The sequence below is a fragment of the Aurantivibrio plasticivorans genome, from assembly GCF_055392955.1.
In genome coordinates this window covers 1,370,267-1,390,061 of sequence record NZ_AP036020.1, presented here as the reverse complement: position 1 = coordinate 1,390,061, position 19,795 = coordinate 1,370,267, and the positions used below count along the sequence as shown (strand labels likewise).

General features: G+C 47.6%; 20 protein-coding genes. 14 read left to right on the top strand and 6 right to left on the bottom strand.

The window, feature by feature from the left end:
• Nucleotides 1-87 precede the first annotated feature (87 nt).
• The gene (locus ACZ5NB_RS06220; protein ID WP_460236459.1) at nucleotides 88-687 is read left to right on the top strand and encodes a hypothetical protein; all 600 of its coding nucleotides are present in this window, start codon (nucleotides 88-90) and stop codon (nucleotides 685-687) included.
• Nucleotides 688-730: 43 nt separating this feature from the next.
• On the top strand, nucleotides 731-1,258 hold the full coding sequence (locus ACZ5NB_RS06215) for an RDD family protein (RefSeq protein WP_460236458.1): 528 nt from the start codon (nucleotides 731-733) through the stop codon (nucleotides 1,256-1,258).
• On the opposite strand, the gene lptG is transcribed toward ACZ5NB_RS06215, so the two are convergent.
• Together lptG and lptF are read right to left on the bottom strand one after the other, a co-directional pair.
• Entirely contained in the window at nucleotides 1,255-2,349 is a 1,095-nt protein-coding gene (lptG, locus tag ACZ5NB_RS06210) for an LPS export ABC transporter permease LptG (RefSeq protein ID WP_460237049.1), read from the bottom strand. The genes ACZ5NB_RS06215 and lptG overlap by 4 nt on opposite strands.
• Complete coding sequence (gene lptF, locus ACZ5NB_RS06205) at nucleotides 2,349-3,491, bottom strand: LPS export ABC transporter permease LptF (RefSeq protein ID WP_460236457.1); 1,143 nt, start codon at nucleotides 3,489-3,491, stop codon at nucleotides 2,349-2,351. Before lptF ends, lptG begins: the two co-directional genes overlap by 1 nt.
• Before the next feature lie 219 nt (nucleotides 3,492-3,710).
• Between lptF and ACZ5NB_RS06200 the strand changes: the two genes are divergently transcribed.
• From ACZ5NB_RS06200 to ACZ5NB_RS06145, 12 genes are all read left to right on the top strand, one after another.
• On the top strand, nucleotides 3,711-5,210 hold the full coding sequence (locus tag ACZ5NB_RS06200) for a leucyl aminopeptidase (protein ID WP_460236456.1): 1,500 nt from the start codon (nucleotides 3,711-3,713) through the stop codon (nucleotides 5,208-5,210).
• Between the two features lie 23 nt (nucleotides 5,211-5,233).
• The gene (locus ACZ5NB_RS06195; RefSeq protein WP_460232162.1) at nucleotides 5,234-5,680 is read left to right on the top strand and encodes a DNA polymerase III subunit chi; all 447 of its coding nucleotides are present in this window, start codon (nucleotides 5,234-5,236) and stop codon (nucleotides 5,678-5,680) included.
• A gap of 48 nt (nucleotides 5,681-5,728) precedes the next feature.
• Nucleotides 5,729-7,009 (top strand): hypothetical protein, encoded by a 1,281-nt coding sequence (locus ACZ5NB_RS06190; protein WP_460236455.1) that lies wholly within the window; start codon nucleotides 5,729-5,731, stop codon nucleotides 7,007-7,009.
• A gap of 181 nt (nucleotides 7,010-7,190) precedes the next feature.
• Nucleotides 7,191-9,953, top strand: coding sequence for a valine--tRNA ligase (locus tag ACZ5NB_RS06185; protein WP_460232160.1), 2,763 nt, complete (start codon nucleotides 7,191-7,193; stop codon nucleotides 9,951-9,953).
• Between the two features lie 666 nt (nucleotides 9,954-10,619).
• Nucleotides 10,620-11,024, top strand: coding sequence for a GFA family protein (locus tag ACZ5NB_RS06180; protein WP_460232159.1), 405 nt, complete (start codon nucleotides 10,620-10,622; stop codon nucleotides 11,022-11,024).
• Between the two features lie 140 nt (nucleotides 11,025-11,164).
• The gene (locus ACZ5NB_RS06175; protein WP_460232158.1) at nucleotides 11,165-11,623 is read left to right on the top strand and encodes a Tse2 family ADP-ribosyltransferase toxin; all 459 of its coding nucleotides are present in this window, start codon (nucleotides 11,165-11,167) and stop codon (nucleotides 11,621-11,623) included.
• Entirely contained in the window at nucleotides 11,624-11,857 is a 234-nt protein-coding gene (locus ACZ5NB_RS06170) for a hypothetical protein (protein WP_460232157.1), read from the top strand.
• An 88-nt stretch (nucleotides 11,858-11,945) separates the two neighbouring features.
• Nucleotides 11,946-12,275: a hypothetical protein gene (locus tag ACZ5NB_RS06165; RefSeq protein WP_460232156.1), complete on the top strand. Its 330-nt coding sequence runs from the start codon at nucleotides 11,946-11,948 to the stop codon at nucleotides 12,273-12,275.
• A gap of 247 nt (nucleotides 12,276-12,522) precedes the next feature.
• Nucleotides 12,523-12,882, top strand: coding sequence for a hypothetical protein (locus tag ACZ5NB_RS06160; protein WP_460232155.1), 360 nt, complete (start codon nucleotides 12,523-12,525; stop codon nucleotides 12,880-12,882).
• 79 nt (nucleotides 12,883-12,961) lie between these two features.
• The gene (locus tag ACZ5NB_RS06155; RefSeq protein WP_460232154.1) at nucleotides 12,962-13,438 is read left to right on the top strand and encodes an NUDIX hydrolase; all 477 of its coding nucleotides are present in this window, start codon (nucleotides 12,962-12,964) and stop codon (nucleotides 13,436-13,438) included.
• Between the two features lie 104 nt (nucleotides 13,439-13,542).
• Nucleotides 13,543-13,737, top strand: a complete 195-nt coding sequence (locus tag ACZ5NB_RS06150; protein WP_460232153.1) for a hypothetical protein — start codon at nucleotides 13,543-13,545, stop codon at nucleotides 13,735-13,737.
• Between the two features lie 164 nt (nucleotides 13,738-13,901).
• Nucleotides 13,902-15,230: an MFS transporter gene (locus ACZ5NB_RS06145; protein WP_460232152.1), complete on the top strand. Its 1,329-nt coding sequence runs from the start codon at nucleotides 13,902-13,904 to the stop codon at nucleotides 15,228-15,230.
• Nucleotides 15,231-15,285: 55 nt separating this feature from the next.
• On the opposite strand, the gene ACZ5NB_RS06140 is transcribed toward ACZ5NB_RS06145, so the two are convergent.
• The 4 genes from ACZ5NB_RS06140 to lpxB all read right to left on the bottom strand — a co-directional run bounded on the left by ACZ5NB_RS06140 (nucleotide 15,286) and on the right by lpxB (nucleotide 19,790).
• A complete protein-coding gene (locus ACZ5NB_RS06140; protein WP_460232151.1) occupies nucleotides 15,286-16,335 on the bottom strand; it encodes a hypothetical protein in 1,050 nt (349 codons plus the stop codon).
• A 291-nt stretch (nucleotides 16,336-16,626) separates the two neighbouring features.
• Nucleotides 16,627-17,778, bottom strand: coding sequence for a hypothetical protein (locus tag ACZ5NB_RS06135; RefSeq protein WP_464107883.1), 1,152 nt, complete (start codon nucleotides 17,776-17,778; stop codon nucleotides 16,627-16,629).
• 241 nt (nucleotides 17,779-18,019) lie between these two features.
• The gene (gene rnhB / locus ACZ5NB_RS06130; protein WP_460236441.1) at nucleotides 18,020-18,646 is read right to left on the bottom strand and encodes a ribonuclease HII; all 627 of its coding nucleotides are present in this window, start codon (nucleotides 18,644-18,646) and stop codon (nucleotides 18,020-18,022) included.
• Nucleotides 18,633-19,790, bottom strand: coding sequence for a lipid-A-disaccharide synthase (gene lpxB, locus ACZ5NB_RS06125; protein ID WP_464107882.1), 1,158 nt, complete (start codon nucleotides 19,788-19,790; stop codon nucleotides 18,633-18,635). Before lpxB ends, rnhB begins: the two co-directional genes overlap by 14 nt.
• Nucleotides 19,791-19,795: the final 5 nt, after the last annotated feature.

Below are 19,795 nucleotides of genomic sequence, written 5' to 3'. Positions count from 1 at the left end.
AGAGCCAAACCGTCTAAATTCCCCCCTCATCTTCCCCAGGAGAAACTGGCAGTATGGTCGATAATTACTGTTAGAGGAGGTGCTGTCATGAAACACAGAATCACCCAGTCAGCTCAACGACACATGGAAAGAAACCACTCCGATCATGCTCAGGCCAACGTAATAAACCCAGCCTGGCAAGTGCCGATCACATTCGCCTTGGCATTCACCATCGCGTGCATACTTTCATTATTAATGGCCCACAGTGCGTCGGCCGAATCGGTCCCTGCTCAACCGGTGCTCGAAAGCCCTTTTATCCCCGATGACAACGAGTTTTTCACAGGCAAAAAGGGCGTAAAAGGCAACTGGCTGACAAGTAAAGCGCGCTCTCTCGATAACACTGAATTGTTACAAACAGCCAACAATTTACGGATCAATGACATGTCTGCCGGCCAACGTATGCATAACTACTATTGGATTCAAGGCGGAAGCGACAAATTGACCTCTGGTAAATCCGCCTCAAAATACCTTTTGCAATCCTTTGCCAAGGCCTACTGGAATTACCTGCGCGAAACTGAGTTTAATGGCCTAGCAATTATTCCTGATGCTGATGGTGCTGGCTCAATCAAGATTAACCGTCGCGATATTGATTACAAACTGCGTGTGTCCGCGGATCGCGTTAAGCTGATGGTAAAACTCGATTTCTAGCCACAGTCTTCTGTACAATCACGCCTTTTCAGCGTGATTTTTTATGGGCAACCACTCAGATACCTCCCCCTCCTTCAGCCACTCCCCTACTTCGGGTCCACAGCCGGTCAGCATCGCAGGCCCCTTTCGACGAATCGCCGCACTGGGGTACGATCTATTACTTCTCGGTGGAATTAGTCTCATTTATGGCGCCGTTGCACTGGCCATAGGTAAAGCCGTTGGCGTACCGGTCGAGCAAGCGCAACAACCGTTACTGTTTTCCATTGCGGTACAGTTAGGTTGGGCTGGCGTTATTGCCGGCTTTTATTGCTACTTTTGGGTTCATGGTGGACAAACCTTGGGCATGCGCGCATGGCGGCTGCGTTTAGTCACACCGGAAGGGCAACCCGTGAGGGCCATTCAAGCCGCCAAACGCTGTGCCATCAGCCCATTTGGCGTACTTCTAGGGGGAATTGGATACTGGTGGTGCTGGCTGAATAGTGAAAGAAAAGCTCTCCACGATTTGCTTAGCGACACAACGGTTGTGTGTTTACCGAAACCGGAAAAAAAAACGACAACACCGTCAACCTAACGCGAGCGTAACATCCACAAACCAATGGACGCTGAAAACATAATAGGAATGGCAACCGCAATCAGCGCTGAGAAGCCGAAAACGAGGCTCGATGCGGCAGCGAAGTCCTGCAACACAGTGAAAACAATCCCAACTGTCACCGCGATGGTTAAACGGAACCCCATCGTCGATTCACGCAGCGAACCAAAAATAAACGAGATGCCCACCAGCGCCAAACCGACTACCACTAACGGCTGAGAAATTTTTTGCCAAAAAGTCAGCCACAACTCATTGCTTTCTAATCCCTGCGCATCTCGATCTCGAGCATACCGATAAAGGCTTCGGATCGATAACGCTTCAACCGGCAACACTAAATCGTTTAGCAGCGTCGGCGTTAACTGCGTTTCCCAATGACGCGAAGTGAACGGCTGTTGTTCAATATAGGGCAACGCATCGTTCAATTCAGGGGATGTGGATTCCGGAAAAACAAATCGACTATCACGACCTTCTTCCAAGCGCCAACCGTCGGCATAGTAGGTGGCCTCTTTAGCAAAACTGCTAGACAACAAGCGCTTGCGATCCTCTGCAAACTGATAGGTTGTGACACCGTACAGTTTGCGGTTTAACCCACTAAAAAACTGGAATGCGTTGTTATCCAAATACCAAACACCCACATCAGAGTCTAGCGCCCGATTATCCGCTGTGGCCGATGCTTTGACACCTTCGGCCAACTGGGTAGTAAGCGGGGTGACATATTCACCCCACAGTACGCCGAGAAAGGTCAGAGCCAAAATAGGCCGCATCGCAATCCAAACTACCCGCCGTCCACTCACGCCCGCTGCGCGGACAATAACCAGCTCATTTGCATTAGCGTGTTGCCCCAGACCGATGACACAACCGAGAAACGCGGCAAAGGTAAGGTTTTCATAGATTGCTCCAGGTATAAGCCAAAGGGAATGAACAAATACAGTGGAAAGAGTATATGCATCATCAAGGTTTCGAAGCTCGGAAACTAAGATCGAGAGATAATGCAAAAAAACTAAAATACAGAGGGTTCCCAGTGTCGCGAATAATACCGTGCGACCCAGGTAACGGTTGAGGCGCCTTAGCATCACTGTGCGTCCCCTTTCTCTTTATTCACGGCTGACTTTAACGGGCTTCGTAATTTACTGCGAGGCTGTCCATTGTTATGCCACAAAAGGCCGCAAGCAACTGTCATAAAAATAGCGTGGACCCACCATAAACCAAACGACACCGGAATCTTTTTTTCCTCTAGCCAACCCCGACCGGCAATCAATAACGCCGGATAAATCATAAAAATAAAAAAGGCAGGCACTAATTTGGAAAAACGGCCTTGCCTAGGATTGGTATGACTGAGAGGCACCGCAATAAGCGTCGCCACTAACACCATAATGGGTAAAGCCAATCGCCAATGTAGTTCTGCTTTAAAAGCAGGATGACTGATTTCTAACAATTCGCGTACCGTGACATTCTCAACACGAATACGGTTACTCTTTTTAACTTCGCGCTGCGGCAAATAATATCCATAACGATCAAATTTTAGCTGCCGATAATTGGCTTTACCGGGTGTCCCTATGTATTGATAACCGTCTTTTAGCAACAAATAGCGACGACCTGAATCGGGGTCAAACCATTCCTCTGCGGTGTCTGCAACGAGCACCGATAACGGCTGGCCATCATCAACATCGCTAGAGGTCATTTCTGCGATAAACACTTTTTGCATTTGTGTCTTATCGTCGTTAAAACTTTTGAAGTACACCGTTGCGCTATTACCACTCAGCGCTTGAAAACGGTTGGGAGATAAAATATCGAGCTCACTTCGACTGGCCTGCTGTAAACGAATCGCTTCCACTTGTCGCAGCGAATAAGGCCCAAGAAAGAGTGAAATAGTCCCAACGATTATGGCTATCAAAGACGCTGGCACCATCACGTAAGCAAGAATTCGTCGCTTACTAACACCGCAACCCGACAAAACGGCCATCTCGTTATCAACATACAAACGTCCGAGTGCCACGAAAATGCCGAGAAAAAAACCAACCGGTAAAATCAGCGATAAGAATTCAGGGATACGATAACCAATAATCGTAAAGATCGCGCTTGATGCCAGTTCGCCTCGCCACGCTTCGTCCAAATACTGAGCGAATCGACGACCAAGCGTAAATACCAGCCAGGCGCAACTAATAACAACAGTGGTGGTTAAAATTTCTCGCGATAGATAACGAAGAATAATCACTGGGAATAGAGCCTAATTCGGTCGTCAACCGACTGAGTTGTTATAATGAAGAGTATCAACGCTGCCCCTTTTGCCATGCGTTGTTCATAGCGTACACTATGACGCCGACAACACACCGCAAAATCAAAGCGTTCGCATTATACCTGTGGGACATCACGAATCCCATGTTTGTTACGACGAACCTTAATCGCATTCCGGCTACCTAAGATAGGAAACCCTATGAAGTTCACGATCGCCAGTAGTTCTACCGCCAACCTTACAGTAACAACCGCCAAAAGCAGCTGCGTAGTGCTGCCCATTTTCGAAAAAGGCAAACTAGCCAACAGTACAAGCGAATTCGATAAAGCCAGCGGCGGCTTGGTTCAGAAATTGATCAAATCAGGGGATATCAAAGGCAAAAGTGCCGAATGTACGCTACTTCACCACCCTGCCGGGATGAAAGCCGAGCGAGTCATATTATTGGGGCTTGGCGATCAAAAAGGCAGCAGCATTAGCAACCTTCGCAAAGCTCTCCAGGCGCTCTTTGCTTGTATCAACAAAACCGCCAGCAAATCAGTGCATTTATACTTTTCAGAGATCACAGTCGAAGGCAAAGAGCCTGAGTGGGTTGCTGAGCAGGCCATTTTAGCGGCAGCTGGCAGCACCTATAGCTATCAAGAAACGAAAAGCAAAAAGACGCCAGCCCCGAGCTTTAAACAATTCACCTTGGTCTGCGACGGAAAAGTCAGCGCCGCGATCAAGGCCAGCGTCGCTCAAGCCGCAGCGACTGCCGAAGGCGTCGCCGCAGCGAAAGAGTTAGGTAACCTACCGGGCAATATTTGCACGCCGTCCTACTTAGCCAAGCAAGCCAAAGCCCTCGCCCGCAAGTCTTCGTCACTCTCGGTCAATGTCCTCAGCGAAAAGCAAATGGCTGACCTTGGTATGGGTTCACTGTTAAGTGTCTCGGCGGGCAGTAAAGAACCCGCGCAACTTATCGTGATGAATTACCAGGGCGGCGCAAAATCTAAAGCACCGACCGTCCTCGTTGGTAAAGGCATTACCTTTGATACGGGCGGTATAAGTCTGAAGCCAGGTGCAGGCATGGATGAAATGAAGTTCGACATGTGCGGCGCTGCCAGCGTGATGGGTGTGATAACAGCACTCACCGAATTAAAACCGAAAATCAATGTTATTGGCGTTATCGCCGCCGCTGAGAATATGCCCAGTGGTAAAGCGACTAAGCCTGGCGATATCGTTACGTCAATGGCGGGCAAAACCATTGAAATCCTCAACACGGATGCGGAAGGCCGTTTAGTATTGTGTGATGCCCTGACCTACGTTGAACGCTTCAAACCTGCTGCGGTTATCGATATCGCAACACTCACCGGTGCTTGCGTCGTGGCACTGGGTGCTCATGCCAGCGGTTTATACAGCAACCGAGATGAACTCGCGGCAAAGCTCCTGAGTGCAGGCGAGAGTGCCGGCGACCGGGCATGGCACATGCCGTTATGGGATGAATACAAAGAGCAGCTTTCCAGCAATTTTGCTGACCTTGCCAATATTGGCGGCCCTGGCGGCGGCAGCGTAACGGCGGCCTGTTTCCTGTCTCACTTTACTGAAAGTTATCCCTGGGCCCACTTAGACATCGCGGGTACCGCGTGGCTAAGCGGCAATGCCAAAGGTGCAACCGGTCGGCCGGTGCCGCTGTTAATGAATTACCTCATTAACAATGCCAAGTAACCTAGCCAGGTAAAGTCAGTATCGTGCCCCAAGTTGATTTTTACGTACTACCAAGGGAAGAGCTTAGCGCCCGCCTTGAATTTGTTTGTCGCCTCGCCGAAAAACTCTTCAAGATGGGCAAGCCTACGCAAATAGCACTACCAGACCAAGACTCGGTCAAACAGCTCGACCAAATGCTGTGGGCATACCCTGCGGAAGCCTTTATCCCGCACAGTTGTGACACGCCTTCAAACAGCACACCCAATGCAATGGAGCTGATTCATCTCAGCGTGGGAAGTACGCCGCGGTCGGATGCAGGGCAAGGCGTCCTAATTAATTTGTGCCCAAGCACGGTAGAGGCACCGGCTGCTTTTGAACGGCTGGTAGAAGTCGTCGTCAAAGCGCCGGAAGTGTTAACCGCAACGCGACAACACTTCAAAACTTACCGAGAACTTGGCTATTCGATACAATCCCACGATATTGCCCATTAGCAAGGCATTTCAACACACTATGATCACGTAAGCAGCTAGGGTTCATTGATGTCAGACGATAAAAAAAAGGCCAAGGATGCGATTCTAGGAGAGCTTGAATCCATCAAGCATTTATTAGAAGCCAATAAAGAGGGTGAGCTTGCAGAGCCACCGATTCTGACTGACCATTTTTACTCTGTTGCTGAGGATGACGTCCCCATGCTAACGGAAGCACTCAGTGAAGTACTTGATGATATCCGTGGCGGTGACGGCCTTGAACAAGACAACACGCAACAAGACACGACTGGAGGTCTCAGCTCAGACTTTGATGATCTCGACATTCCAGTTTTATCACCGCTCGAAAGTGAAGATCATGCAGAAGATGACGCCACCGATATCCCTGTGCTTGAACCACTGACCGACGAATCACTGATCGACGACAACTCCCAGTTTCAGGATCTCGACCTCGACGACCTTAGCGAAGACATCCCCACACTCGGCCAAGCCGCGGCGGAGCAAACCGTCGAAGATAATGATGACCTCGTTGCTAGAGCATTAAAAAACCGAACGCAGAACGCTTCGACTCCGGCACCGACACCGACATCATCATCAACATCAAGCAATTCCTCCTCAAAAACAGAGACAACGGAAATCGCTAGCGACGAAGAGAGTGAAACGGTTAGCGACGTCGACATTATTCTCGAAGCGGATGATATCGATCAGCCGCTAGCAAACAACAACGGCGATCAAATCGCTGAATCCGCCATTGAGGAAGAGGTATTCGACCTCGAAGCACTAGGTAGTGATGAGATAAATGACTTGCTACCGCAGTTTGACGAGCTTACTCCTCACCAGCCCCCTCAAGAAACAACGCCAAGCCAGGATTCAGCAAAGCCCGCCGAACACCAACCCAGCTTATTTGATGCGCCTAAACCTGGGGCAGACAAAGCCAAGACCGATGAAAATAAAGCAAGTGCGACTACCAAAGCTCACGCACCACTGTCGGCGCGCCCAGTAAAAACGGACAACCCGTTCTTGCCCAAACACATTCGCGACCGCCTACATACCAACCGCACACTACAACAAGAAATTGAATCGACTCACTCAACGGCAGCGAACGCGCCCTCTTCCGGCGCGCTCTCTTCCAATCCGTCCTCGTCCAACCCGTCTTCTTCGAACCACAGCACTGGCAACCCAAGCGCTCCTGCCGCGTCAACGGCTATGGGAGCCGCCGATGACAAGCTGGTTGACGAAGTCATCAAATCCTTGATGCCAAAATTCGAGCAGACGTTGAGAGCCAAGGTCCGAGAACTCATCGCCGCTGAACGCAACAAAACCGACGACCAGTAAGCAAACTGCCAGCACCGCCTATTCGGGCTCCGGACTAGGAGCCCCGCCTCTGCCAAGGTATAATCCGCGGCTTATTTTTGATCGACCAAACGTCACCACATTCATTAGCGACGCCAGACCTGATTCCAGTGTTTCGGCCGTCCTAGCAACCAGATACATAGCAACCAGATAAGTTTTTCGCATGGATAAAACCTACACGCCCCAAAATATCGAAACCAAGTGGTACCAGACCTGGGAAGACAACGGCTACTTCGCGCCCTCCGGCGAAGGCGAGTCCTACTGCATCATGATCCCCCCGCCCAATGTCACCGGCAGTTTGCACATGGGGCACGGCTTCCAAGACTCGATCATGGATGCTCTGATTCGCTATCAACGCATGCAGGGAAAAAATACCTTGTGGCAAGTGGGTACCGACCACGCCGGTATCGCCACGCAAATGGTGGTCGAACGCCAACTCGATGCGCAAGGCGTATCCCGCCACGATTTGGGCCGCGAAAAATTCATCGAAAAAGTATGGGAATGGAAACAAGAATCCGGCGGTAACATCACTCGCCAATTACGTCGCCTGGGTGCGTCCACCGACTGGAGCCGTGAACGCTTCACCATGGACGACGGCTTCTACAAAGCAGTGCAAGAAGTCTTTATTCGCCTCTACGAAGACGACTTGATTTACCGCGGCGAACGCCTAGTGAACTGGGACCCGAAACTCCACACGGCCATATCCGATTTGGAAGTAGTGTCCGAAGAAGAACAAGGCAACATGTGGCACTTCCGCTACCCACTGGCTGATGGCAGCGGTCACTTGGTTGTTGCTACCACCCGCCCCGAAACCATGCTCGGCGATACGGCGGTAGCAGTTCACCCCGAAGACGAGCGCTACAAGGCACTGATCGGCAAATTCATTAAATTGCCATTAACCGAACGCGAAATTCCCATTATTGCCGACGACTATGTTGACAAAGATTTCGGTACCGGCTGCGTAAAAATCACCCCCGCCCACGACTTTAACGATTACGAGATGGGCCAGCGCCATAACTTGGCGATGATTAACATCTTCGATGCCGATGCCAACATCAACAACAATGCACCAGAAAAATACCGCGGCATGGAACGCTTTGCCGCGCGTAAGCAAATCGTTGAAGATCTGGATGCACTGGGTTTACTCGACAAAATCGAACCCCACACCTTAAAAATTCCACGCGGTGATCGCAGTGGCGTGGTGGTTGAACCTTACCTAACCCACCAATGGTATGTTAAAACCCAACCACTGGCCGAAGAAGCCATTAAAGCGGTGGAAGACGAACGCATTCAGTTCGTACCGAAAAATTACGAGAACATGTACTTCTCGTGGATGCGCGACATTCAAGACTGGTGTATCTCTCGTCAGCTTTGGTGGGGCCATCGCATTCCCGCGTGGTACGACAAAGCGGGCAACATTTATGTTGGTCGCAGTGAAGAAGACGTGCGCGAGAAACACAACCTCGGCGCAGACGTCGAACTCAATCAAGACGAAGACGTTTTAGATACGTGGTTCTCCTCTGGCTTGTGGACCTTCGGTACCTTGGGCTGGCCAGAAGAAACCGACGCACTGAAAACCTTCCACCCCAGTGATGTATTGGTGACAGGTTTCGATATCATTTTCTTCTGGGTCGCGCGCATGATTATGCTGACCCTGCACTTCCGCAAAGAAATTCCATTCCACACGGTTTACTGCACCGGCATGGTTCGCGACAGTCAAGGTCGCAAAATGTCGAAGTCGCAAGGTAACGTGCTCGACCCCATCGACATGATCGACGGTATCGATTTGGAATCGCTAGTATCGAAACGCACCGCCGGTATGCAAGTACCGCGCATGAAAGAAAAAATCGAAAAGCAAACCCGCAAAGAATTTGCCGACGGTATCGCCGCCTACGGTACCGATGCGCTTCGCTATACATTTTATTCGTTAGCGTCGCGCAGCCGAGATATTAATTTCGATGTCGGCCGTATCGAAGGCTTCCGCAACTTCTGTAACAAGATGTGGAATGCATCGTTGTTCACTTTAAGCAATTGCGAAGGCTACGACGCCAACGATAATTCCCCTGTTGAATTATCATTAGCAGACCGCTGGATTCATAGTGAATTACAACAAGCGATAAAAGCCGTGCGCGAAGGTATCGACACCTACCGCTTCGATATCGCCAGCCAAGCGCTGTACGATTTTGTCTGGAATGAATTCTGTAGCTGGTATTTGGAATTATCTAAACCGGTACTGAACAGTGAAGACAGCACGCCTGCACAAATTCGCGGCACCCAGCAAACGTTGATTAACACGCTGGAAACTATTATGCGTTTGGCGCACCCATTAATGCCATTCATTACCGAAGAGCTGTGGCAACGCATTAAGCCAGTAGCGGGTGTTGAAGGCGAGACAGTCATGAAAGCCGCTTACCCGTTATGTGATGAAAGCGCTGTGGATCAACAAGCCATTGCCGATATCCAATGGGTCAAAGAGTTTGTTACCGGCATTCGTAATATTCGCGGTGAAATGCAATTGTCGCCTGGCAAGTTGCTAACAGTGTTGTGTAAAGGCGCAAGTGAAGCCGATCAAGCGCGCGTGAATGGTAACCGTCAGTTTTTGAGTACGTTGGCGAATTTGGAGTCGATTGATTTCTTGGGTGCGGATGGTGAAGAGCCATTAGCAGCAACGGCGCTAGTCGGTGAGATGGAGCTGTTGGTGCCCATGGCTGGGTTAATCGATGTGGCGGCTGAGAGTGCGCGCCTGCAAAAGGAAATCGATAAGATTCAGAAGGAGCTGCACCGTATTGAAGGGAAGTTATCGAATAGTAAGTTTGTGGATAATGCGCCTGCGGAGGTTGTGGAGAAGGAGAAGGCTAAGGCACAGGACTATCGTAATTCGATGGAAAAGCTGTCGGCTCAATTAGAGAAGATGAAGGATCTTTAGTTTTTTTGAGGTTTGGGTTTATAGAAGAAGGTCAGCAATCGCTGGCCTTTTTTGTGTTTGCTTGTTTTTTTGGGTTTGGGCTCAGTGGGTGCTGAAAGATTGGTGTTCTTAATCCGTTGGGCGTACCGGTGGGCATTTCAAAAACGCAGTAAGCCATCCATTGGCAGATTTTTGTTCCCGAGGAAATCTGCACTTCCACCATCTTTGGCGGTCGCGCTCCCGAGAAACATTATTACCAGGACGGTATGTATGCAGGTATTGCAGGAGCAAATACCTGCCCTGTTTCGAGGGTTTCGACAAGCCCCACCGGTACGTCCACCTCACTCCCTGCCACGCTTTTTGGGGTGGGAGGTGGTGAGCGTTGCAGCGTATTAACTCTGTTAAACGCTGAACGCGATGAAGCACACCAAAGACGAGTTAGGTGCCAACCAATACGTTAATCGCAGTTAAGGCAAGACCAAACCGCCTTTTTGAGTGAGAAAAGCTTATAAATCAGATAAATTGGAAACCCTGTAACGATAAATCGTTTATCGTTACAGGGTTTAAATAACACACAACAGTGTGTAAGCTGTTGAAATTAAAGAATTAACGCGCGGGACTGCTGTAGATATCTCGTATATCCGTAACCCGCGCAACATAAATTGTTGTTAAGCATCAGGAGAGAACGTGACAATAACGGGTGAATGTTTTTGTGGAAGTATAAAGTACGAAATAGATGGCACTTTAAAAGATGCTCGGTCATGTCACTGTTCACGTTGCCGTAAAGCTTTTAGTTCTCAAGCGTCAGCGTATGCGGTTGTTGAGCCAGGCGAATTTAAATGGGTTAAGGGTGAAGAGCTGCTTACAAGCTATGAAACACAGCCTGGTTTCGGGTTAAGGTTTTGTAGTAAATGTGGGTCAACTTTGTGCGGTACCTATGAAGGGGCAGTTCATGGGGTTACTTTAGGCTGCGTAAATAGTGATCCCAAAGTTGAAATTGGGTATCACATTTATGTTGGTTCAAAAGCGGCATGGGAAGTAATTCCCGAGGGCGTAAAAACGTTTGAAGCCGGTTTGGTGGAGAATGCTTAACAATTGCATGCACAGGAAGCCAACTACGCGCCGCCAATTGTGGTGCGCTACGCGCACTTTACCACAATTGGCTCTGCTCCGTTGTCTCCTGTGATGCAGGCGTTACGGTAATCGCATTAAATTAACTAAGGAGAGAAATTATGTTAGAAGTTCTTAAGGATGTACTAATTAAAGCGGGAGATATTGACAGGTACTTTGAAGATGCACCCGTGAACCTTTGGCGAGCCAAAAAGAAGAGTGATTTAGGTTCACTCTTTGGTATGGTGGAATCGGATACGATTATGTCAAATGGCAAGCTGAGACCCGCAGATATAACCATCGAGGATCGTCAGGGCGTAAAATGGGTGAGTTGCAAACCGAGTCCACGCGGTTTAAGCACATTCGATGCGCCCAATACATTTAAGGGATCATCGTGGGAATATTACAAAATACCTAAAGGTACAAAACTCCCAGTGGGTCTTGCAATCGTGCGCGATAGGTTCAACCCCAGGGTTGGAGCTACACATTACACGATTGCACCTGCTTACGATATGCCCCTCGAAAACTTCAAACGATTGCTTAATCAGCTAGCAATTTTGGTCATAAAGGAAACCGCATAAATGTTAGATATATCTAAACCGCATTTATCCTTATTGGTGTCTGCTGTCAACGATGCGATTAAATACAATGAAAGGCTCCTCGAAAGCGAGACGATTCAAGATGTAAGCGATTACGAAGATCATCTGCTTTCTTTAGAAAACTTTCAAGGGTGGCTCGAAGACGAGTACAAAAAATTAGAATCTGCGAACCCAGATTTAATCCCTTACGATCGCATAGTAAGAAAAAAACCGTAACAAAGGCAGGCAGGCGACGCTAAAAAGCGTCGCGCCTGCTACCGGCGTTATGTGGGGCACACCAACGTGAAAAACCGAGGAGCAATAAATGAAGTTTGCAGTAACGATGTTGTTGGCAGTAAGTCTATTTGGTTGTGCTAGTGCAAAAATGGAAGCAGTTTTAAGAACTGATGTTATAGAACCCGGAAAAGCATTAGTAAATTTTATTAGGCCATCTGTATTTATCGGTGACGGGGTTACTTTCGAAATGTGGGATGGTGATATTTTTGTTGGTTTACTAAAGCCTGGAACAATGATTCAGCATCAAGTAAAACCCGGTAAGCATACTTTTATGGTTGATCTTAAAAATCAGCCATGGAGTCACGTAAAAGCAAACCTCCAAGCCGGTGAGTCGTATATTACATTAAGGCGAATATAGCTCCTTTTGCTGGGGTTTACCTTGGGGTCGCAGAGAAAAGTGATCCTCGCATATCTGAATGGAAAAGCAGTCTAAAGCCAGTAGCTGTGGCGGTTGATAGCAAACCACTTTCAGAAGCAGATTATGCTGAAGCTCGCGAAAAGCTGTCATCTTTTGGCGGTGTAGTTGGCGAGTAATCGTATAACAAGTCAAAGCACGTCAACACAGCAGAGCTGTGCTGGTGTTTGAAGCGTGATGCAATTTAACCATGAAATTACCTAATAGAAATCGAAATTGGCTGAAGGAAATTAAAGCCGCTTACGCGAAAGCCGAACGAGATGTCATTCGTGATGGCAAAGATCTCAATGATCTATACATTTATGCCGTAAAATACGTGGCTAAAAATCGTGGGATTAACAACAAAGATACTATTCGTGAAATCATACAGCATTCGTTTGATGCTATAAAAATAGACATCAAGAATGACCCGGAGTCAGCAAATCATCACGTTTTCCATTTTGTCTCTACCTACATATACAGCCATTGCTTTGCAGACCTTAAGGACGAGCTTGAATGCGATAAGATTATGGATTACGTCAACAATGAGTGGGATCTCTTTGAAAACTGATAACAGCCGAAGGTATATCGACAAATATTTTAATTCGTTTCGACCATACCCTCTCTGGAGATCACGTTAAACAAACCACATGATAAGTTTTGATACCAATGAAGGCCGCTTTAATTTAAGAAGTGCGGCAGTGGTCATCCACGATGAGTATGTTTTACTGCATCAAGCGGTTGGTGATGATTTTTGGGTGCTGCCGGGTGCTCGGGTAGAGTTTCTTGAAACGTCTAGAGAAACGGTTATTAGGGAACTTCGTGAGGAGCTTGGGCTTAGTTGTCGGGTCGTACGGCAGCTCTGGCATACTGAAAGCTTTTTTGAATATAACTCAGTCAAAGTCCATGAACTGGCCAATTACTTCTTAGTATCGCTGACTGACGTGCCTAAGATTGATTCCGAAGTGGATTTCAATGGTATTGAGGAATCGGTGGAGCTTGTGTTTCGTTGGCTTCCGCTAGATAACATTGGTGATTACAACCTTCTTCCCAGGTTTTTACTTGAAGGTCTTAACAACCTTCCGGACACACTGAAAACCATCGAGATAAACGATATATCGGCATAACTAAATAGTTTCCCGTTTAGCATTAACATTGACCCGATTACATTTCAATTTTATCTTTAACAGTCATTTATCTAATAATACGGCAACAAGCAAGGAGCGCAGGAATGAACAAGTTAAAAGCTTTATACACCGTTGGATTGGTTTTTCTTCTAAACGCGGTTGTTTTTATTATGCTTGATATCTCTATGGATCATGTTCACTTCCAAGGGATTTGGGCATCTCTTTTATCCGCAGGGCTGGCTTTGATTGTTGTAGCGAAAGTCAGTGCTAAAGGCAATGAAGACAACCATCTGAAGTAAGGATTGCTTTCACTATTCAGGTAGTGGATTTTTCGCTACGCGTTGCCGATAAACAGGTTTGTATTTGCAAACCACGTGAAATATTGCCAAAAACCTGATCCATATGTTTGGTCTATTCGTATTTACAGTCCTAGCGTTACTAAGAAGTAAAAAACACTCGACATATGGCTAGCCGAAACCGCACCTCCTTTATAGAAACCCTCTATGACTATGTCACCGGCGACGAGGATTCCCGTGTTTGCAAAGACATACCCGATGGGGCGTGCAATGATCAACCACGCAACTTTTTCAGTTATCTTGCTGCTAATTTGCTTGGCAAAGTTGCCGATGAAATTACGAGTGCGAAACTGACAATTCCTTGGTTGTTTGGTCTACTAGATGTACCTGCTATCTTCACTGGCTTTCTTGTTCCCATTCGAGAAGGCGGTGTGTTGTTGCCGCAATTGGTTGTTGCGGCAGTGATTCGACGTGTGTCGATTCGAAAAACAGTGTGGCTGGTCGGCTCAGCACTGGCAGCACTAAGCCTATTCGGTATGGCTTATATAGTTCTCAGTTTCGATGGCGCTGAAGCTGGCAGCGCGATTATTGCTATGCTTGTTTTGTTTAGCTTATCGCGCGGCATTTGCTCCGTTTCAGCCAAAGATGTATTGGGTAAAACCATTTCCAAAAGCCGGCGCGGCGCTCTAATGGGTTGGAGTGCCAGCCTATCAGGAGTCGTGATTTTAGCCATAGGGTTGTTGTTAGTTAAGGTTGATTTTTCTGAATACGGCGTACGCGTCTTCGCCGGGTTACTTGCCATAGGCGGCGTGTTATGGATTCTCGCTAGTGTTATTTTTGCCAGTATTCAGGAGCAGCCAGGTGAAACTGAAGGCGGCGGGAATGCATTTACGGTTGCCGTTCAGCACTTTCAAACCATTAAAACGGATATATGTTTCAGGTCATTTGTTATCGCACGAGGGCTACTACTCTCTGTTGGGCTCGCCCCGCCCTTTTATGCACTGATTGCCCAAGCGCATTCGGATAGTGGCTTGCTTGGGCTAAGCGCCTTGTTAATTGCCAATGGCATCGCAGGCGGTTTGTCGGCGCCGGTGTGGGGGTACATGGGAGATCAATCAAGCAAACGGGTGATGATGGTCGCGGCAACAGGTGCCGGTTTGCTAGGTATATTCACATTTTTCGCAGTCTCTAACGACATAAGCTGGGCAATTAGTGAGATTGGGTTAGCGTCGATGTTTTTGGTGTTAAACGTTATGCATGGCGGTGTTCGCCTGGGCAGAAAGGTCTATCTTGTGGATATGGCAACCGCCGATAATCGCGCCGCATACGTCGCTTTATCTAATACAATTATTGGCGTACTCATGTTGTTAGGTGGCTTGACTGGGTTAATTAGTGACTTGCTGGGCTCTCATGTCACGGTCGGCCTGCTTGGTTTGGTATCTCTAGCGGCCGTCTTTTACATTAAGTTTTTACCCAATGTTAGCGAACCGACTTAGTCAATGATCTATAGGCTACCGATATATCCAGTTAGTCTTAGCGAGATATCGCGCTCTAATTCCACTCTGCCACTTCGTTCCGCAACGCAATACATTCCTTCAAAAAGGAAGAATTCCACCTCTTTGAAATTCCGGTATCCAGTGCATCAAGAAGCTGGTGCGACTCTAGAATATCAGCGTCAACAAGTTGTTTAATATATCGTGTACGCGAAACCATATCGTGACTTACAATCCAACGATAAGCCTCCTTCTTTCCTAAAGCCTCGATGAACTCGTGCTTTAGATGAGGATATCGCTCAATAGCTCGCTCAGCTTGTTGGGCTAGAGCATGCCTCTCTGCTTCACTGTCTATTGGCTCGCAAGAGGCCAATATATACTCTGCCACGGTTTCTGCGTAATGCTTACCTTGATGAATCGTAATATAACCTAGTCGCTGCCACTCCAATGCAATAAAAAAATCTTGGGGGGTATTGGCTTTGCTGCCCCGCCATTTTTCGACGATTTTTGTAGTTTCCTTTTCACCCCGCGATGAAAAGGCCTCCCATAATCTATCGGGGATTTGTTGTTCGATAGGAAATTTGTTATCTAAATGCTCTGTCGCGAAGTTAGCGAACTCCTTAATCATTTTTACACTATTGAGCGCATAATCTCTGATGATACCTATCTGATGTAGCGTAAGCTGAGTAGCCAAATCGTCATCCTTTAGACGCAAGCCTCTTTTCATCTGAGCATCCAACACTCGCTGATAAGTTGCCTCTCGCTCGTTCGCTGGGATGCTCACGACCCAGTCCACAAATTCATCCGCACTGTCGAGTGGTATGTCGATGGTAGCTTCATTTGGTGATTCGAACGTTTCCAAGCCGCCGCCAAGATTGACTATTGTCATCAAAAACCCACTAGCTTCATTGTGGTCGTCGGTTTCTAATGCTATTTCCGCCAATTCCTTATTCAAAGTAACAATATCATTATGTTGCGCTTGGCGAAGCATTTCGCAAAACGTCTCACAAGACGCCAAGCTTTCACGAGAGTATTCGGCAAAGCTCGCATTCGCCAAGACTGATTCAAAGGCCTCGTCCAAATCTGGGGTGTCTTCAAAGTCAAACATGATATTTTCTCGGTTAAGAGGTTGCTAACATGGGAATAACCCTTTAGGCAGATACTAAATTCCACTTACTCTCATTTCAACTCACCTCGAGATCACCAGCATGATGAATATATGTTGTCAGGTCTCAATTGCGCGATAAGCAGCAAGACTGTAAACCTACTACCCAACAAGCCAGTGCGATACGCGTTGGAGATTACCCCGTTGAACCACACAGTAGAAGCACTAGACCCAGAAACAAACAAGCCAGCTAATAAGCTGGCTTGTTCACACGCTAACAATATGTCAATAAGTCTACAACTGAAATCCTGCCGAATGCCGATGAATGGAGTCCCTACGCCATACAAAGCTTTCAATGTAGTAATGAAACAAGCCGACAATAAACATAACTTGCATCCATATTTTCATATTGTACGGCAAACCGTTGGTTGCAGGCGGCGCATAAAATTCTCGAATAAAACACTCCGAATTAAAGGGCGCTGAAAATCCAAGTGCTGCATCCAGCATATAGACTCCACACTCCACCCCGTTTGCCAATACAATCGCTAACGGAAAACATAAAAACATCGGCGCAATGGGCAGAAACTTGAGAAAGCGATAAATACTATTGCGGTACTCATCTCGGTTGCGATTATCGTCATGCACACTGTAGATCATAAATGCGGTGACATCGTGAACAAACCTGGGGACCATGATGACAAACATCGGATAGTCGAGCACTAAAAAGGCATAGGTTGCAACAAACATTGCAACGTTGCTTGCGAGGTACATCGTGCCTAACTTCGTCTGGGAACGGCTTAGCAACCATAGCCCAGCGGCTACCGTTAGGGCCGTTAATACAGATACGGCGATTAATGCTAGACCATAACCGCTGTAGCCAAAACCACTCACTTCGGAGAGGACTCTCTCTCCAAAAATCATAATGTACATAAGCGACGCAGATAACACGGATAGCCAACGGAATGACTGAAAGATTCGGTCTCGTGCTGCCCTCATCATCATCCAACCGATACCGTACTGTTGTGACAATACATGGTACATGGTGTATACGGTATAAAAAATGAAGAAACCTTGGAACATGAGGTCAGATTGCCGTGGCGACAACAGCATGGGTGCAGCGACATTCACCAACACTACACCACCAACAATAACGAGAAGCCCTTTAACGAGTTTTTTCCCGTAGAAGTTTAAATACTCTTGATCCGCCAATGTCACAACACTGGAAACAATATGAGGAAAGTTGAAAATGACCGCCCATATTAATAGATCGGTTGGAGTGGTCGGCAACCACAGGTCGCGTAACTGATTATCGAAAATCACATAGTCAAACAGTACGACAAACAATAAAACCGGAATAATTGAATAAAGTAGTAGCAGCGAATTCCCTTTCACCATCTTAGGCGCAGCTGTGTCTCCTTCAGCCGCAGCATAGGTGATAGCACTCATTATTTAACCAGCCTTTAAAACAATCTTATTATATTTTTTTGTGCTTCATCGTTATGAAAGCGCTGGCACAATACAAAACAATGGCAGCTATATGCAAGGCTCATTATTGGTTGCACTAGCGTTTTTGTGACCAAAGCATAAATTAGGCGACACCTATTTGCGACCTCGCAGTCACCTCATCAAATAAGTTTGTGCTTTTTAGGAATTGAAGCCAGAAGGAACCAGGGACAGTAATCGCAGTTTAGGTTTTGTCGTTCACATCACGATCAAGTATTTTTCTAACGGGAGCGTAGCTTTTACGGTGCATCGGCAATACACCATAGTTATTGAGCGCCTCTAGATGCTGTTTTGATGGGTACCCCTTATGTTGGGCAAAGCCATAGTTGGGGTGAAGCGCATCTAGAGCAACCATTTCTCGATCCCGAACGACTTTAGCAAGAATAGACGCCGCACTTATCGCGGGAACTCGGCTATCCCCTTTAACGACAGCTTCTGCGGAATAATTCCATTTTGGAAGCTTATTACCATCAACTAATACATGCGCCGGCTGCACACGTAAACCTTCTACGGCTCTCTGCATAGCCAACAAACTGGCATGTAAAATATTTAGCTCATCAATTTCTTCGACTGAGGCTCGAGCAACACAGAAACTCAATGCGTATTCTTGAATAATAGGGAAAAGCTTTTCACGCTTTTTTTCAGATAGCTTTTTCGAGTCGTTTAGCTCGTCTATCGGCTTTCGCGGGTCGAGAATCACGGCGGCGGCGACGACATCACCGGCGAGAGGCCCTCGACCGACTTCATCTACTCCGGCAACCAGTTCACCGGTATAACAACTTACGAAAGGCTCCAACTCAATGACTGGCATTAATCAAACCTATGATAGCTGCCGCGGCCTTTTCATCAGCGTTTTGTTTTAAGGTTTTATGCATGGTTAGGAATTCACCTTGCAATGCCGCTACTCGAGCGCTGTCCGTAAAGTAAGCCAGTACTTCCTTCGCTAACCCATCTGCTGTCACAGCATCCTGCAATAGCTCGGGCACCAATTCTTTACCAGCGAGTATATTGGGCAACGATATATAAGGTATTTTGAGCAGGCGAGAGAGAATGGCGTAGCTCAATACCGGAAACCGATAAGCAACAACCATAGGTTTTTTAAGCAACATAGCTTCAAGCGTCGTTGTACCCGATGCCATCACGACAACATCTGCAGCGCACATGACATCGTGAGACTGCCCTTGTAGGAGAGTGACAGGTAACTCTGGATAGCTTTCTAGAGCTTGCTCTATTTGCTGGTAGCGCGCCGTCGTAGCAGCGGGAATAATAAAATGTACGTCAGGTAGTGTCACCGCGATTTGCTCCGCAGCGGAAAGAAAGTCTGCCGCTAATAATTTTACTTCACTACCTCGGCTACCGGGTAGGAGAGCAACCACCTTTTGCGCGGATGTCACTTGTGCCAACCCAAGTCGGTCACGGGCCGCTAGCGTGTCTGGATCCAAATCCATCGTGTCTGCAAGTGTGTGCCCCACAAAGCTCACGGGGACGTCGTGCTCGCGATAAAATTCGGCTTCGAAAGGAAAGAGCGTCAACATCAAATCCACGCATCGAGCAATTTTTTTTACTCGCCCCTGCCGCCATGCCCAGACCTGCGGGCTAACATAATGCACGGTTTTGATTCCCGCTTTACGAAGGTTTTTCTCTAAGCCTAAGTTAAATCCGGGTGAATCAATACCGATAAATGCAGCCGGTGGGTTATCAAGAAAATGATCTCTTACTTTTTTACGGATACCTAACAACTCAGGCAAGCGCTTTAGCGGCTCGACATAGCCCATCACCGCTAAGCGTTCTTGGTCAGCGAGACTTAGCATGCCTTCCGCCACCATTTGCGGGCCACCAATACCTTCAAACTGAACATCAGGAACGAGCTGCTTGATCGCCCGCATTAGACCCACACCAAGGTTGTCTCCGGAGAGTTCACCCACTACCAGGCCAATGCGAACGGGAGAAGACATAAGCA

Excerpts from the sequence above, each read along its gene's own strand:
- ACZ5NB_RS06220 (WP_460236459.1), top strand. The coding sequence starts at position 88 with ATGAAACACAGAATCACCCAGTCAGCTCAACGACACATGGAAAGAAAC.
- ACZ5NB_RS06215 (WP_460236458.1), top strand. The coding sequence starts at position 731 with ATGGGCAACCACTCAGATACCTCCCCCTCCTTCAGCCACTCCCCTACT.
- lptG (WP_460237049.1), bottom strand. The coding sequence starts at position 2,349 with ATGCTAAGGCGCCTCAACCGTTACCTGGGTCGCACGGTATTATTCGCG.
- ACZ5NB_RS06200 (WP_460236456.1), top strand. The coding sequence starts at position 3,711 with ATGAAGTTCACGATCGCCAGTAGTTCTACCGCCAACCTTACAGTAACA.
- ACZ5NB_RS06190 (WP_460236455.1), top strand. The coding sequence starts at position 5,729 with ATGTCAGACGATAAAAAAAAGGCCAAGGATGCGATTCTAGGAGAGCTT.
- ACZ5NB_RS06185 (WP_460232160.1), top strand. The coding sequence starts at position 7,191 with ATGGATAAAACCTACACGCCCCAAAATATCGAAACCAAGTGGTACCAG.
- ACZ5NB_RS06175 (WP_460232158.1), top strand. The coding sequence starts at position 11,165 with ATGTTAGAAGTTCTTAAGGATGTACTAATTAAAGCGGGAGATATTGAC.
- ACZ5NB_RS06170 (WP_460232157.1), top strand. The coding sequence starts at position 11,624 with ATGTTAGATATATCTAAACCGCATTTATCCTTATTGGTGTCTGCTGTC.
- ACZ5NB_RS06165 (WP_460232156.1), top strand. The coding sequence starts at position 11,946 with ATGAAGTTTGCAGTAACGATGTTGTTGGCAGTAAGTCTATTTGGTTGT.
- ACZ5NB_RS06160 (WP_460232155.1), top strand. The coding sequence starts at position 12,523 with ATGAAATTACCTAATAGAAATCGAAATTGGCTGAAGGAAATTAAAGCC.
- ACZ5NB_RS06155 (WP_460232154.1), top strand. The coding sequence starts at position 12,962 with ATGATAAGTTTTGATACCAATGAAGGCCGCTTTAATTTAAGAAGTGCG.
- ACZ5NB_RS06150 (WP_460232153.1), top strand. The coding sequence starts at position 13,543 with ATGAACAAGTTAAAAGCTTTATACACCGTTGGATTGGTTTTTCTTCTA.
- ACZ5NB_RS06145 (WP_460232152.1), top strand. The coding sequence starts at position 13,902 with ATGGCTAGCCGAAACCGCACCTCCTTTATAGAAACCCTCTATGACTAT.
- ACZ5NB_RS06140 (WP_460232151.1), bottom strand. The coding sequence starts at position 16,335 with ATGTTTGACTTTGAAGACACCCCAGATTTGGACGAGGCCTTTGAATCA.
- ACZ5NB_RS06135 (WP_464107883.1), bottom strand. The coding sequence starts at position 17,778 with ATGAGTGCTATCACCTATGCTGCGGCTGAAGGAGACACAGCTGCGCCT.
- rnhB (WP_460236441.1), bottom strand. The coding sequence starts at position 18,646 with ATGCCAGTCATTGAGTTGGAGCCTTTCGTAAGTTGTTATACCGGTGAA.
- lpxB (WP_464107882.1), bottom strand. The coding sequence starts at position 19,790 with ATGTCTTCTCCCGTTCGCATTGGCCTGGTAGTGGGTGAACTCTCCGGA.